This window comes from Brevundimonas faecalis (genome assembly GCF_040549405.1).
GTDB classification, from domain to species: Bacteria; Pseudomonadota; Alphaproteobacteria; order Caulobacterales; family Caulobacteraceae; genus Brevundimonas; species Brevundimonas faecalis.
Map to the genome: position 1 here is coordinate 262,466 of NZ_JBEPTF010000004.1, position 13,218 is coordinate 275,683.

At 66.3% G+C, this 13,218-nt stretch carries 13 protein-coding genes; 9 read left to right on the forward strand and 4 right to left on the reverse strand.

Annotated elements, in window-relative coordinates:
- Positions 1 to 30: 30 nt before the first annotated feature.
- Entirely contained in the window at positions 31 to 1,482 is a 1,452-nt protein-coding gene (locus tag ABIE19_RS14585; protein ID WP_354089942.1) for a sigma-54-dependent transcriptional regulator, read from the forward strand.
- Positions 1,483 to 1,604: 122 nt separating this feature from the next.
- Complete coding sequence (locus tag ABIE19_RS14590) at positions 1,605 to 3,089, forward strand: serine hydrolase (protein WP_354089943.1); 1,485 nt, start codon at positions 1,605 to 1,607, stop codon at positions 3,087 to 3,089.
- A gap of 9 nt (positions 3,090 to 3,098) precedes the next feature.
- Here ABIE19_RS14590 and ABIE19_RS14595 read toward each other — a convergent pair whose 3' ends face one another.
- The 3 genes from ABIE19_RS14595 to ykgO form a co-directional block, all read right to left on the reverse strand.
- Entirely contained in the window at positions 3,099 to 3,401 is a 303-nt protein-coding gene (locus ABIE19_RS14595) for a hypothetical protein (protein ID WP_354090096.1), read from the reverse strand.
- A 314-nt stretch (positions 3,402 to 3,715) separates the two neighbouring features.
- Positions 3,716 to 3,991 carry a nucleoid-associated protein GapR gene (gapR, locus tag ABIE19_RS14600; RefSeq protein WP_354089944.1) on the reverse strand — a complete coding sequence of 92 codons (276 nt, stop codon included), beginning with the start codon at positions 3,989 to 3,991 and terminating at the stop codon, positions 3,716 to 3,718.
- A 232-nt stretch (positions 3,992 to 4,223) separates the two neighbouring features.
- Entirely contained in the window at positions 4,224 to 4,349 is a 126-nt protein-coding gene (gene ykgO, locus ABIE19_RS14605; RefSeq protein WP_006274063.1) for a type B 50S ribosomal protein L36, read from the reverse strand.
- A gap of 354 nt (positions 4,350 to 4,703) precedes the next feature.
- Between ykgO and ABIE19_RS14610 the strand changes: the two genes are divergently transcribed.
- The gene (locus ABIE19_RS14610) at positions 4,704 to 5,990 is read left to right on the forward strand and encodes a lytic murein transglycosylase (protein WP_354089945.1); all 1,287 of its coding nucleotides are present in this window, start codon (positions 4,704 to 4,706) and stop codon (positions 5,988 to 5,990) included.
- A gap of 181 nt (positions 5,991 to 6,171) precedes the next feature.
- On the opposite strand, the gene cysS is transcribed toward ABIE19_RS14610, so the two are convergent.
- Entirely contained in the window at positions 6,172 to 7,623 is a 1,452-nt protein-coding gene (gene cysS / locus ABIE19_RS14615; protein ID WP_354089946.1) for a cysteine--tRNA ligase, read from the reverse strand.
- Between the two features lie 119 nt (positions 7,624 to 7,742).
- Here cysS and folE point away from each other — a divergent pair, with 119 nt between their 5' ends.
- From folE to ABIE19_RS14645, 6 genes are all read left to right on the forward strand, one after another.
- On the forward strand, positions 7,743 to 8,357 hold the full coding sequence (gene folE, locus ABIE19_RS14620) for a GTP cyclohydrolase I FolE (RefSeq protein ID WP_354089947.1): 615 nt from the start codon (positions 7,743 to 7,745) through the stop codon (positions 8,355 to 8,357).
- Between the two features lie 171 nt (positions 8,358 to 8,528).
- Positions 8,529 to 8,972 (forward strand): biopolymer transporter ExbD, encoded by a 444-nt coding sequence (locus tag ABIE19_RS14625; protein ID WP_354089948.1) that lies wholly within the window; start codon positions 8,529 to 8,531, stop codon positions 8,970 to 8,972.
- Between the two features lie 137 nt (positions 8,973 to 9,109).
- Entirely contained in the window at positions 9,110 to 10,954 is a 1,845-nt protein-coding gene (locus ABIE19_RS14630; RefSeq protein ID WP_354089949.1) for a gamma-glutamyltransferase family protein, read from the forward strand.
- 22 nt (positions 10,955 to 10,976) lie between these two features.
- Positions 10,977 to 11,381 (forward strand): hypothetical protein, encoded by a 405-nt coding sequence (locus tag ABIE19_RS14635; protein WP_354089950.1) that lies wholly within the window; start codon positions 10,977 to 10,979, stop codon positions 11,379 to 11,381.
- Positions 11,382 to 11,431: 50 nt separating this feature from the next.
- Positions 11,432 to 12,298, forward strand: a complete 867-nt coding sequence (locus ABIE19_RS14640; RefSeq protein ID WP_354089951.1) for an alpha/beta hydrolase family protein — start codon at positions 11,432 to 11,434, stop codon at positions 12,296 to 12,298.
- A gap of 45 nt (positions 12,299 to 12,343) precedes the next feature.
- Positions 12,344 to 13,198 (forward strand): aldo/keto reductase, encoded by an 855-nt coding sequence (locus tag ABIE19_RS14645; RefSeq protein ID WP_354089952.1) that lies wholly within the window; start codon positions 12,344 to 12,346, stop codon positions 13,196 to 13,198.
- Positions 13,199 to 13,218 lie beyond the last annotated feature (20 nt).

Consider the following 13,218-nt stretch of genomic DNA (forward strand, 5'->3'; position numbering starts at 1 on the left):
CTATCGGTGATGTTCAAGGGTGTGTTCACAATGGCCAAGACCGTTCTGGTCGTCGACGATGATCCCACGCAGCGCCGCCTGATCCAGGCGGTGCTGGACCGCGAAGGCTATGCGGTCGTCCATGCGGAATCGGGGGGTGAAGCCATCGACCGTCTGACCAAGGGCGGCGGCGCCGACGTCGTCCTGCTGGACCTGGTCATGCCGGGCCTGTCAGGCATGGAGGCCCTGGCCGAGATGCGCACGGCGGGCGTCGCCACGCCGGTCATCGTCCTGACGGCCAACGGCGGCATCGAGACCGTGGTCAAGGCCATGCAGGCCGGCGCCCAGGACTTCTTCGTCAAGCCGGTCGGACCTGAACGCCTTCTGGTCGGCGTTCGCAACGCCCTGCAGATGACCCAACTGACCGCCGAGATCGGACGGCTGAAGAAGCGCGCCGCCGGCCGCTCTTCCTTCGACGACATGGTCGGCGACAGCGAACCCATGCGCATGGTCAAGGCCCTGGGCCAGCGCGCGGCCAAGTCCACCATTCCCGTCTTGATCACCGGCGAAAGCGGCGTCGGCAAGGAAGTCATCGCCCGCGCCCTGCACGGCGCCTCCGATCGGGCGGGCAAGCCCTTCATCGCCGTCAACTGCGGCGCCCTGCCGGCCAATCTGGTCGAGTCCATCCTGTTCGGCCACGAGAAGGGCGCCTTCACCGGCGCCCACGAAAAGCACGCCGGCAAGTTCGTCGAGGCGAACGGCGGCACCCTGTTCTTGGACGAAATCGGCGAACTGCCGCTGGACATGCAGGTCAAGCTGCTGCGCGCCCTTCAGGAAGGCGAGGTCGATCCCGTCGGCGGCAAGCGCCCGGTCAAGGTCGACGTCCGCATCGTCTCGGCCACCAACCGCGACCCGGCCCAGCAGGTCAAGGAGGGCGCTTTCCGCGAGGACCTCTTCTACCGCCTGAACGTCTTCCCCATCGAGGCCCCGGCCCTGCGCGAACGGCGCGCGGATATTCCGGCCCTGGTCGAGCACTTCATCGCCCGCTTCAACGTCGAGGAGGGCAAGCGCGTCGCCGGCTGTTCGCCCGAGACCCTGGCCCTACTCCAGGGCTATGACTGGCCCGGCAACGTCCGCCAGCTGGAAAACGCCGTCTATCGCGCCCTGGTCCTGGCCGATTCGCCGCTATTGCAGCCCCACGACTTCCCCGCCATCTCGGGCGTGGCCGTGCCGCTGGAAGCCGCCTCGATTTCGACCAGCGAGGTCGTGCGCCCGGTCGCCGCAAGCGATGACGCAGCCCACGACAGCCCTGTGCGCATCACCGACGAACGCGGCCACGTCCGCACCCTGGAGGAGATCGAGCGCGATCTGATCCAGCACGCGATCGAGGTCTATTCCGGCCACATGTCGGAAATCGCTCGCCGCCTGGGCATCGGCCGCTCCACCCTCTACCGCAAGGTCCGCGAACAGGGTCTGGAAGAACAGATCAAGGAAGCGGGCTGAGATTCAAGCCTCAGCCCGGCGCCTATGCTTCCGAGCCCTGGCCGCGTCCTACCTTGACTATATTTCATTTGACCAATCCCGCCTGAAACCGACCTTATCGAACAAGGTTCGGGAGGAGACGGATGCGGGTCTGGGGAGTGATCGCGTTTGCGCTGGCCCTGCTGCCACCCCTGACCGCCGGCGCACAACCGTCGCAGGAAGCAGGCGAACTGCGCGCCTATGTCGTGGACGCCATGGCGCAATGGGGCGTGCCGGGCATGGCGGTGGCCGTGGTCCGCGACGATCAGGTCGTCCTGGCCGAAGGATACGGCGTGCGCCGTCTGGGCGAACAGGCCTCCGTCGACGCCAACACCGTCTTCGCCATCGGATCCAACACCAAGGCCTTCACCGCCGCCGTCATCGCGACGGAGATCGAGGCCGGACGAATGGCCTGGGACGCTCCCGTCGCCCGCTATCTTCCCGATTTCCAGTTGCTCGACCCCTGGGTCACGCGCGAGATCACCATTCGGGACCTGCTGACGCATCGTCACGGCCTGGCGCGAGGCGACATGCTGTGGCACGGCTCGGGCCTAGACCGGACCGAAATCATTCGCCGGATGCGCCGTCTGCCCCAGCGCCTGCCGTTCCGCAGCCGCTACGACTACAACAACCTGGGCTATATCGTCGCCGGGCAGGCCACCGCGGCGGCAGCTGGAAAGAGCTGGGACGACCTGGTCCATGACCGGCTGCTGTCCCCACTCGGCATGAGCCGCAGCAGCACGAGCATCTCCGCCCTGGAAGGCATGGACGATCTGGCCTCTCCGCATTGGATCGAAAACGGCTCGACCACCGTCATGCCGCGCATGAACCTGGACAATCTGGGGCCCGCCGGTTCGATCAACAGCAGCGCCCGCGACATGGCGCGCTGGCTGCGCTTCCAACTCGCTGACGGTGAGGCGGACGGGCGGCCCCTCGTCGCCGCCCGCCTGCTGCGCCAGACGCGTAGCGCCCAGGTGACGACGCCGACCGCGAACGATCCCCTGTTCCCTACGACCCATTTCAACGCCTACGGCATGGGCTGGGCCCTTTTCGACTATCAGGGGCGACAGATTCTGCAGCACACGGGCGGCGTGGACGGCATGCAGTCGGAAATGGTGCTGGTCCCCGAAGCCAGGCTGGGTTTCGTCATCCTGACCAACGCCGAAGGTCACGACCTGAGTCGGGCCGTCATGTATCGCCTGCTCGACCTCTACCTGGGCTCCCCCAGGCACGACTGGAGCGCTCTGTTCCTGGAACGCGCCCGCGCCGACGGCGAGGACGAAGACGACGCGGCCTCCGTCGCGACGGGCGCCTCGCCGTCGCGCCCGTTACAAGACTATGCGGGCGTCTATACGGACCCGCTCTACGGCGAGGTCGCGGTCATCGCGACCGACGCCGGGCTGGAGCTGACCTTCGGCCCATTGCATCGCGCGACCCTGACGCCGCGCAGCCATGACGCCTTCTCCGGGCGCTGGACTCATCCTCGCCTGGGGACCTCGTCCGTGGTCTTCCAACAGGACGCCAAGGGCGACGTCGGCGGCCTGGAGTTGGGCGGAGTCGGAACCTTCGTGCGGAAACCCTCGACCTGACGGCTGGGCCTATTCCTCGCTCTGCGCCGGTTTTCGCGCCCAACGCCGCTTCGGCGCCTCGCCTTTGGCCTTGGCGGTGATTTCCTTGAGCTTGCGGCCCTGCATCGCCGAGAGGGCCTGCCCGGGCGCGCCCTTTTCGGGGTCGGCGAAAGCGCGGCCGTGGGTCTGAATGCGCTCTCCGACCGAATCGAGGAAGTCGCCCTCCCATTCGGAAAGCAAAACGCCGGCCTTCTCTGCCGAACGGCGGGCGCGTTTCAGGGCGTTCAGAGCCGCACGTTTGGCGGCTTCCTTCTGCTGCTCCCAAGGAGACAGCGAAGGCTTCTTTTTAGGGGCGTTACCGTCCTTCGGACTACTTGAGCGCAGCTTGGGAGCGCTACCGTCCTTCGGACTACTTGAGCGAGTCTTGGGAGCGCTGCCGTCCTTCGGACTGCTTGAGCGAGTCTTGGGAGCGCTACCGTCCTTCGGACTGCTTGAGCGCAGCTTGTCGGCGCCGCCGGCTTTGAGGCTGCTGGCTCGGGCTAGTCCGCCGGAGCGCAGCTTGGATGCGTCGCCGCCCTTCAGGCTGTTGGAGCGTGAAGGGCGGTCGCGGGGAGGCTTGAAGGGCGTGCGCTTCAAGCCCGATCGCCTCAGACCTCGCCGAGAGCCGACAGGTAGAGGTCGAGAATCGCCTCTTCCTCCTGGCGCTTGGCCTTGTCCTGCTTGCGGATGCGGATGACCTTGCGCAGGGTCTTGACGTCATAGCCCTCGCCCTTGGCCTCGGCGAAGACCTCCTTCATGTCGACCATGACGGCCTGTTTGTCCTCTTCGAGGCGCTCCAGGCGCTCGATGATCGAACGCAGACGGCCCTGGGCCGTGGCGGTCAGGACGTCGGGATTGTCGAAGGCGGCGGCGTCGTCAGCCATGATGGAAGCTCCGAAACTCAAGCAATCGAAGGCCGATTGAGCGGCGAGGAAACAATTGAAACGGGAAAGCCGCCTTCAAGCCGGTCGAAGACCCGCAGGGCGACAGGGAAGACAGCGAATAATCACGCCGCAGCGCAAGGCTCAACGCCGAACGCGAAAAAGCCGCGGACAAGGTCCGCGGCCCTGTGGATAGAACGTCGGCGCGCCGCGGCGGGCGCGCCATGGCGTTCAATCAGCCTTGCTTGGCCTTGAAGCGCGGGTCCGTCTTGTTGATGACGTAGACCACGCCCTTGCGGCGAACGATCTTGCAGTCGCGGTGGCGACCCTTGAGCGACTTGAGCGAGCTGCGGACCTTCATGGTCGGACGTCCCGGTTGGAGGCCCGTGAGGGCGGTAAAACAAAAGAGCCGCGGGCGAACCTGCGGCGGAGCGGTGCGTATAGAGAGGCCCCGGCCTTTCGTCAACATTCCGCGTGGGGTTTCCCGCTGGAGGCCTGGCCTCCGAGTTGAACGGAGGGTCTCCGGACATGCACGTCCGGCGCGTCGCCCCTCCGCCACCAGGCCGTGTCCAAGGGTCAAAAAATGTAAAACCGCGTTCGTTAAAGCAAAGCTTTCAAGAATGGTCAACACGACCTTAACCCTTTTTTCGGAAACCCCTTTCGGCTTCGCGCGCTTGTGATTGGTCGTGGAATTCGGGGGCGTTAGCCTGTGCTCATGCGTATCGCCTATCGTCTCCTGCTGATCGGTTCCGTCGCGGCCTGCGCGCCCATGGTTCCGACCCCGCCCCAGCCGCAGCCCCTGCCGCCCGCAGTGGTCGAGCCGGCGCCCGCCACCCCGACGCCGACCGCCCCGCCCGCCTCAGCCGACCTGTCGGACGCCTATGACCAAGCGAGCTTCGAGTCCTGGAAACAGGGTTTCCTGAACCGGCACGGCGGCGACCGGAAGTGGGAATATTCCCGCGAACTGCAGAGCGTCACGCCGAATCCCAGCGTCATCCGCCTGGATCGCAACCAGCCCGAATTCTCGCGTCCGGCCGGCGTCTACATCCAGAACGCCACGGCTCCGGCGCGAATCGCCATGGCCCGCCAGCGCCAGGATCGCGTGCCGTGGGAAGTGACCCAGAGATTCGGCGTCCCGACGGAGATCCTGCTCGGCGTCTGGGCCCAGGAAAGCGCCTTCGGCCAGGTCCAGGGCGACTTCGACGTCATCCGCTCCCTGGCCACCCTGGCCTATGAAGGTCGTCGTCGGGACTGGGCCGAAGGACAGCTCAAGAACGCGCTGGACATCGTCGTGGACGGCCGCCGCGCCCGCAGCGGCCTGAAGGGCAGTTGGGCCGGCGCCATGGGCCAGACCCAGTTCATGCCGGACAACTATCTGAAGCTGGGCGTCGATCAGAACGGCGACGGCAAGGTGGACATCTGGGGCTCGGACGCCGACGCCCTGGCCTCAGCCGCGAATCTGCTGGCCCAGGCGGGCTGGAAGCGCGGCCAGGGCTGGGCCTATGAGGTCGTCCTGCCGACCGGCTTCGACTACGCCGAGGCCGAGGGCCCCAAGCATCCATGGTCCTATTGGGCCGCGCGCGGCGTGCGCCTGGCCAACGGAGCCGCACTCGACGGGGCCGAGGCGGCGGAAGGCTCGGCCATCCTGCTTCCGCAAGGCGCCAAGGGCCCGGCCTTCCTGGCCCTGCCCAACCACTACGTCATCCGCCGCTACAACAACTCGGTCAGCTATGCGCTCGCCATCGGCATGATCGCCGACGGGGTTCAGGGCAAGCCGGGCCTGACCACGGCCTGGCCCAACGACGGCCCTCTGACCCGCGAACAGCGCGTCGGCGCTCAGACCGCCCTGACGCGCATGGGCTTCGACACCCAGGGCGTCGACGGCGTCATCGGGTCCAACACCCGCGCCGCGCTACGCCGCTGGCAGCAGGCCAACGGCCGGGTGGCGGACGGCTATCTGACGGACGTCCTGGCGGACGAGCTGATCAGAAAAGGGCGCTGAATCTTCCTTCTCCCCTTGTGGGAGAAGGTGGCAGGCAAAGCCTGACGGATGAGGGGTGTGAGCATCTCACGTCCAAATTCAGGGCGAGACGCCTGATCCACAACGCTTCAAGCGCCGCGCCGGCACCCCTCATCCGGCCCTGACGTGCCACCTTCTCCCTCAAGGGGAGAAGGAAAAAGGATTACCCCTTCACCCGCCAGGTCGCGCCCTGCGGGCCGTCCATGACGACGACGTTCAGTTCGTTCAGGCGGTCGCGGATACGGTCGGCCTCGGCCCAGTTCTTTTCGGCGCGGGCGGCGGCGCGCTGCTCCAGCAGGGCCTCGACCTCGGCCTTGAGAGCAGGATCGCCGCCCTCGAACCATTCGTCGGGCGTCAGGGCCAGAACGCCCAGCAGGCCGGCGGCCTCCTGCAGCGTCCAGCGGGCCATGGCGACGTCGTTGATGTCGGCTTCCGCATCGTTCAGCAGGTCGCGCAGGGCGTTCCCCAGCCCGAACAACTGGGCGATGGCCCCCGGCGTATTGAGGTCGTCCTCCAGTGCATCCAGCACCGGATCCAGCGCGTTCTCGGCCAGCTCCATCTCTGCCTCTTCCAGCGTCGCCTCGTCGAAATCGGCCAAGGCGGCGTCGGCGTCGCGCAGGACGCCGTAAAGGCGATCCAGGTTCTTGCGGCTCTGGTCCAGCAGGGTCTGGTTCCAGTCCAGCGGCTGACGATAGTGGGCGCTCAGCAGGGCCCAGCGCACCACCTCGCCCGGCATGGCCTTCACCAGGTCATGCAGCAGCAGGACGTTGCCGATCGACTTGGACATCTTCTCGGCGTCCACGGTCAGGAAGCCGTTGTGCATCCAGTAGCGGGCGTATTCGTCGTGGGCCTGATCGCCGTGGGCGTGACCATGGGCGCAGACGCCTTGGGCGATCTCGTTCTCATGGTGCGGGAAGACCAGATCGATGCCGCCGCCGTGGATGTCGATGGGCAGACCGAGGGTCTGCTCGATCATGGCCGAGCATTCGATGTGCCAGCCGGGACGCCCTTCGCCCCACGGCGACGGCCAGGACGGCTCGTCCGCCTTGGACGGCTTCCACAGGACGAAGTCGTGCGGGTTCTTCTTGTAGGGAGCGACCTCGACGCGGGCGCCGGCGATCATGTCGTCCAGGTTCCGCCCCGACAGGGCTCCGTAGGACGGATAGGAGGCGACGTCGAACAGGACGTGGCCTTCCGCCGCATAGGCGCAGCCGGAATCGATGATGGCCTGAATCTGGGCCGTGATGGCCTCGATGTAGTCGGTGACGTGCGGGGCGATGTCCGGCGGGCTGACGTTCAGCAGGCCCATGTCGGCCAGATAGGCGGCTTCATAGCGGGCCGTGATCTCGCCGATCGGCACGCCTTCCCGGGCCGCCTTGGCGTTGATCTTGTCGTCCACGTCGGTGACGTTGCGGGCGTAGATCACCTTGTCCGCGCCGTATTCCCTGCGCAGCAGCCTGACCAGGACGTCGAACACCACCGGCGGGCGGGCGTTGCCGATATGGGCGTAGTCATAGACCGTCGGACCGCAGACATAGAGCGTCACCCGGTTCGGATCGCGCGGCGTGAAAACGCGCTTTTCACGGCGAAGGGTGTCGTGGATGTGCAACGGCATGGGTGACAGTCTTTTGCGAGTTTTCTTGCGGGACGGACGGACCGTCCCATATAGCGGCCTGACTATCGCATATAACAGCTACAGCTAAGCCCTCCCCTTTTCCGTCTCGGTTCCTTTTCATGTCCACCACGCCCGCCAAGCCCGTTCTCGTCGCCAATGAGGCGACCAAGCGTCCGTCGCGCGAACAGGCCCTGGAGGCCGTGCGCACCCTGATCGCCTGGGCCGGCGACGATCCCGCGCGTCCGGGCCTGATCGATACGCCCAAGCGGGTGGTCGACGCCTATGGCGAATGGTTCGACGGCTATGACGCCGACGCCGGCAAGGAGCTGAGCCGCACCTTCGAGGACGTGACGGGCTATGACGACATGGTCGTCCTGCGCGACATCGAGGTTGAAAGCCATTGCGAGCACCATCTGGCGCCCTTCCTGGGCAAGGCCTGGGTCGCCTATCTGCCGGGCGAGAAGGTCGTGGGCATCTCCAAGCTGGCGCGCGTGGTCGAAATCTACGCCCGTCGCCTGCAGAACCAGGAAACCCTGACCAACGACATCATCGACGCCATCGAATCGCATCTGCAGCCGCGCGGCGTGGCTGTCATGGTCGACGCCGCCCACCAGTGCATGACCACGCGCGGCGTCCACCACCGCCACGTCACCACCATCACCACCCGCTTCACCGGAGCCTTCAAGGAGGACCCGGCTCTGGCGGACCGCTTCCTCAAGCTGGCCAAGGGCTGAAACCAGTCGTCTCGCAACTGCGAAACGAAGGATCTTGCAAACTTATTGCCGATTGACGTGAATTCGTCATGCAAGACGGCTTTACAAGCCGCTCTCGGAACGCCAAGAGACGAGCCATACCTTTGAGTGCTGCTCGCCAGAGAATGCGGGCCTTGATGGAGACGACGGCGTATGGGCTCTAAACTTTCCGGTCCCGCGGGCCAGGGCGGCAAAACGATCGAACAGAACGCTGACATCAACGTCACGCCGTTCGTCGACATCATGCTGGTGCTGCTGATCATCTTCATGGTCGCCGCGCCGATGGCCACCGTTTCGATCAAGCTGGACCTGCCGCCGGCGACTCCGCCGGAGCCGAGCGCTGAAAAGCCCAAGGAACCGGTCTACATCACGATCCAGGAATCCGGCTCGCTGTTCATCGCGGAGAAGGAAACCACCATCGCCTCCCTGCCGGGCGACGTCTGCGCCGCTCAGCGCGTGACCACCGACTGCCGCGAAGAGCGCGTCTTCGTCCGCGCCCAGCCGGAAGTGAAGTACAACCAGTTCATGGAAGTCATGAACACCCTGCAAGGCAACGGCTTCTACAAGGTCGGCCTGCTGAACGAAGACATCGAGTAGGACTCGTCTCCTCTCCACGGAATCAGGGCCGCGCCTTTCGGGCGCGGCCCTTTTTCTTTGCCCGTTTCACCGCCGCCGCTTGCCCCGACGACCGTCGGCGGTCTTGATAGCTGCGTCAGTATTCGGGGGATTTCGTCATGCGTCGCCGCACCTTCCTGTCCACCCTGCCTGCGGGCGCGCTTCTGGCCGGTCAGGCCGCAGCCCAGACCGCGACGACGGGCCGAAGCCCCTCCCCTCAAGCGACCGGCGCGGTTCCTCCGCCCCAGCCCGCTCACGATCCCTACGCCGGCATCGGAATCGGCGACCGGATCACCGGACCCAGGTTCGTCGGCCGCTCCACCGTCTGGGGCGCCAACGGCGCGGCCGCCACGGCCCACCCCGCCGCCACCCTGATCGGCCTGGACACCTTGCGGCGCGGCGGCTCGGCCATCGACGCCGCCATCGCCATCAACGCCGCTCTGGGCTTCCTGGAGCCGACCGCCAACGGCATCGGCGGCGACGCCTTCTGTCTGATGTGGGACCCCGCCCAGAAGAAGGTCGTGGGCTTCAACGGCTCGGGGAACAGTCCGCGTGGTCTGTCGTTGGCCACCGCGCGCTCGAAGGCCGTGGACGGCTACCTGCCCAAGTACGGCGCCGTGACCGTCAACGTGCCCGGCACGGTCGACGCCTGGTGGAGCGCGCACCAGCGCTACGGCAAGCTGCCGTGGAAGGACGTCCTGATCCCCGTCGCCGAACTGTGCGAACAGGGCGTGCCCGTGCCCCAGGTCATCGCCTGGTATCTGGAACGCAACATGGCCGGGTTCGACCGGAGCGCCGCCCTGATCGAGGAGAACGACAACCGCAAGAAGGTCTGGCGCCCTAACGGCCGCACGCCGAAGACGGGCGAGGTCTTCGCCAACCCCGACCTGGGCCGCACCCTGCGCCTGATCGCCGAGGGCGGGCGCGACGCCTTCTATGACGGGGTGATCGCCGACCACATCAAGCGCTATTTCAAGCGCATCGGCGGCTGGATGACCCGCGCCGACCTGGCCGCTCACCGCACCGAGTGGGTCGAGCCGCTGATGACCACCTATCGCGGGGTCGAGGTCTATTCGCTGGGGCCGAACACCCAGGGCCTGTCGACCAACCAGATTCTCAACATCTGCGAGCAGTTCGACCTCAAGGCCATGGGCTTCCAGTCCGCCGCCTCCATCCATCACCAGGCCGAGGCCAAGCGCCTGGCCTTCGAGGACCGCGCCCGCTACTTCGCCGACGAGCGGTTCGCCAAGGCCCCGACCGCTTGGCTGAACTCCAAGACCTACGCCGCCGAGCGGGCGAAGTTGATCAACCCGAACCGGGTCATGGACCGCGTCTTCCCCGGCGACGCCCCGACCCAGGGCGACACCACCTATTTCAGCGTGGCCGACAAGGACGGGATGATGGTCAGTTGGATCCAGTCCAACTATCGCGGCATGGGTTCGGGCCTGACGCCGGACGGTCCTGACGGCGGCACCCTGGGCTTCATGTTCCAGGACCGGGGCGAGCTGTTCTCTCTCACCGACGGCCATCCCAATGTCTATGCGCCGGGCAAGCGGCCCTTCCACACCATCATCCCCGGCTTCGCCTGCAAGGACGGAGAGCCGTGGATGGCCTATGGCGTCATGGGCGGCGGGATGCAGCCCCAGGGCCAGGCCCAGATCATCATCAACATGGTCGACTACGGCCTCGACCCGCAGGAGGCCGGCGACAGCCCGCGCTGGCAGCACTACGGCTCGTCCGAACCGACCGGCCAGCCGGCAGAGGGCGTCGGCAAGCTGCACCTGGAATCGGGTGTGCCCGAAGCCACCAAGCAGCAGCTGACCGCCATGGGCTGGGACCTGGGCCCGCCCGACGGCGGCTTCGGCGGCTATCAGAACGTGATGAAGCAGGTCAACGAACAGGGCCGTTGGACCTACGGCGCGGCGACCGAGATGCGCAAGGACGGCAATGCGCTGGCCTATTGATCTGGCTCATTGAGAACGGGACATGACCGACCTTTCCGGCCGCTGGACCGGCATCTATTTTTACCCGGTGGATGCCGAGTTCAATCCGCACGACGATTTGCCACCCACGCCGTTCGAGGCCCGGATTCGCGACGCCGGCGGCGAGGTTTCGGGTTCCACCCTTGAACCTGACGCCCTCGGCCCTGCGGACGCCTCGCCCATTCCGGCGCGGATTGAAGGCCATCACTTCGACGGGCAGCTGGTCTTCACCAAATTCCCCGACGGGGGCGGTCAGCACCATTCCATCGACTATGTCGGTTCTATATCGGCGGACGGAAACAGTATTGCCGGGCGCTGGGTGATCCACGGCGACTGGTCGGGGACCTTCCGAATGCAGCGCAGCCTGACGCCGGTGGGCACGACGCTTGAAGTCGCCACGACCGCTTGACCTGACGCCGCGTCAATCGGCTAGAGTTCGTTTCCAAACAGGACGGACCTATGAACGATCTCGTCACGCGCGACTTCACCGCCCCGGCCGCCGACGGCTATCCGCTGTCAATGCGGCTTATCTCGGCGGCCGAGCCGCGCATTGCGGTGCTGGTGTCGTCGGGGACCGGCTTTCCCAAGGGTTTCTACGAGCGGTTCGCGCAGCGTCTGGCCGAGCGGGGCGCGGCCGTCCTGACCTATGATTTCCGGGGCATAGCCGGGTCGCGACCCGACGACCTGAAAGCCATGGCGATGGACTATCCCGACTGGGGCCGGCTGGACATGCCCGCCGCCCTGGACGCCCTGATCGGGGCGGCACCGGGCCTGCGCGTCGTCCATGTCGGCCACAGCGTCGGCGGGCACTTCCTGGGCTTCATGAGCAATCAGGACCGGATCGACCGCCACGCCTTCGTCTCGGTCGGGACCGGATGGTGGGGCGGGCACCACCGCAGCTACAATCCGCTGGAGCTCTTCTTCTGGCTGGGCTTCGGGCCGTTCAGCCTGATGCGGCACGGCTACATCAAGGGCGGCGGCCTGTGGGCCGGGACCGACCTGCCACGCGGCGTCTTCGCCACCTGGCGGCGCTGGTGCCTGAAGCGGGAATACTTCTCCAAGGAGTTGGAGACGACCTTGCGGCCGCATCATTATGAGGCGGTGACCGCCCCGATCCGGTCATGGATTTTCACCGACGACCCCATCGCCACGCCGAACACCGCGCGCGACCTGCTGAGCGTCTATCCTCACGCTCCGTCCGAGATCAGCGTCCATGCGCCCGGCGACTTCGGCGTTCGGCGCATCGGCCACGAAGGCGCCTTCCGCAAGGGCATGGAGCCCCTGTGGGACCGGATTTTCCACTGGCTGGAGAATGGCGAGGCCTGATCCGGCGCCTATATCGAGCGCTCCTCAACGCCAGTGGAGCCTTCCATGCCCTATTCCGACCAGCCGACCGTCGCGCCCTCCGGCGTCGCAATCCCCCTGCTCGGCTTCGGCACCTGGCAGTTGGAGGCCGAGGACGCGCGGCGCATGGTCCATGAGGCCCTGCGTATCGGCTATCGCCACATCGACACAGCCTGGATCTACAAGAACGAGAAGGCCGTGGGCGACGGCATCGCCGACGCCGTGGCCGAGGGGATCGTGGCCCGCGAGGAGATCTTCGTCACCACCAAGATCTGGGTCGAGCACTTCCACCGCGACGCCCTGCTGCGTCAGGCCGAGGAATCGGCCATCAGCCTGGGCCTGACGCCGGACCTGCTGCTTCTGCACTGGCCCAAGCCGATCCCGTCGCTGGAAGAGACGATCAGCGCCCTGAACGAGGCCCAGGAACAGGGTTTCACCAAGCATATAGGCCTGTCGAACTTCCCGTCGGCGCTGTTCCGCCAGGCCGCCGCCCTGTCGACGGCGCCTCTGGTGACCAACCAGGTCGAGTATCACCCCTATCTGTCGCAAAAGACCCTGATCGAGACCGCGCGCGAACTGGGCTCGTCCATCACCGCCTGGTCGCCCCTGGCCCAGGGCAGGATCGCCGACGACGCCGTGATCGGCGCGATCGCCAAGGTTCACGGCAAGACCAACGGCCAGGTCGTGCTGCGCTGGATCATCCAGCAGGGCGTGATCGCCATTCCACGCACCGCCAGGGAAAGCCGGGCGGCCGAGAATTTCGACATCTTCGACTTTGAACTGTCGGCGGATGAAATGGCGCGCATCCACGCCCTGGCCCGTCCCGACGGCCGTATCGGCGACTGGCTGGACGAGGCCTTCCAATGGGATCAGGATGCCTGATCAGACGGCGTCCTGAGGAC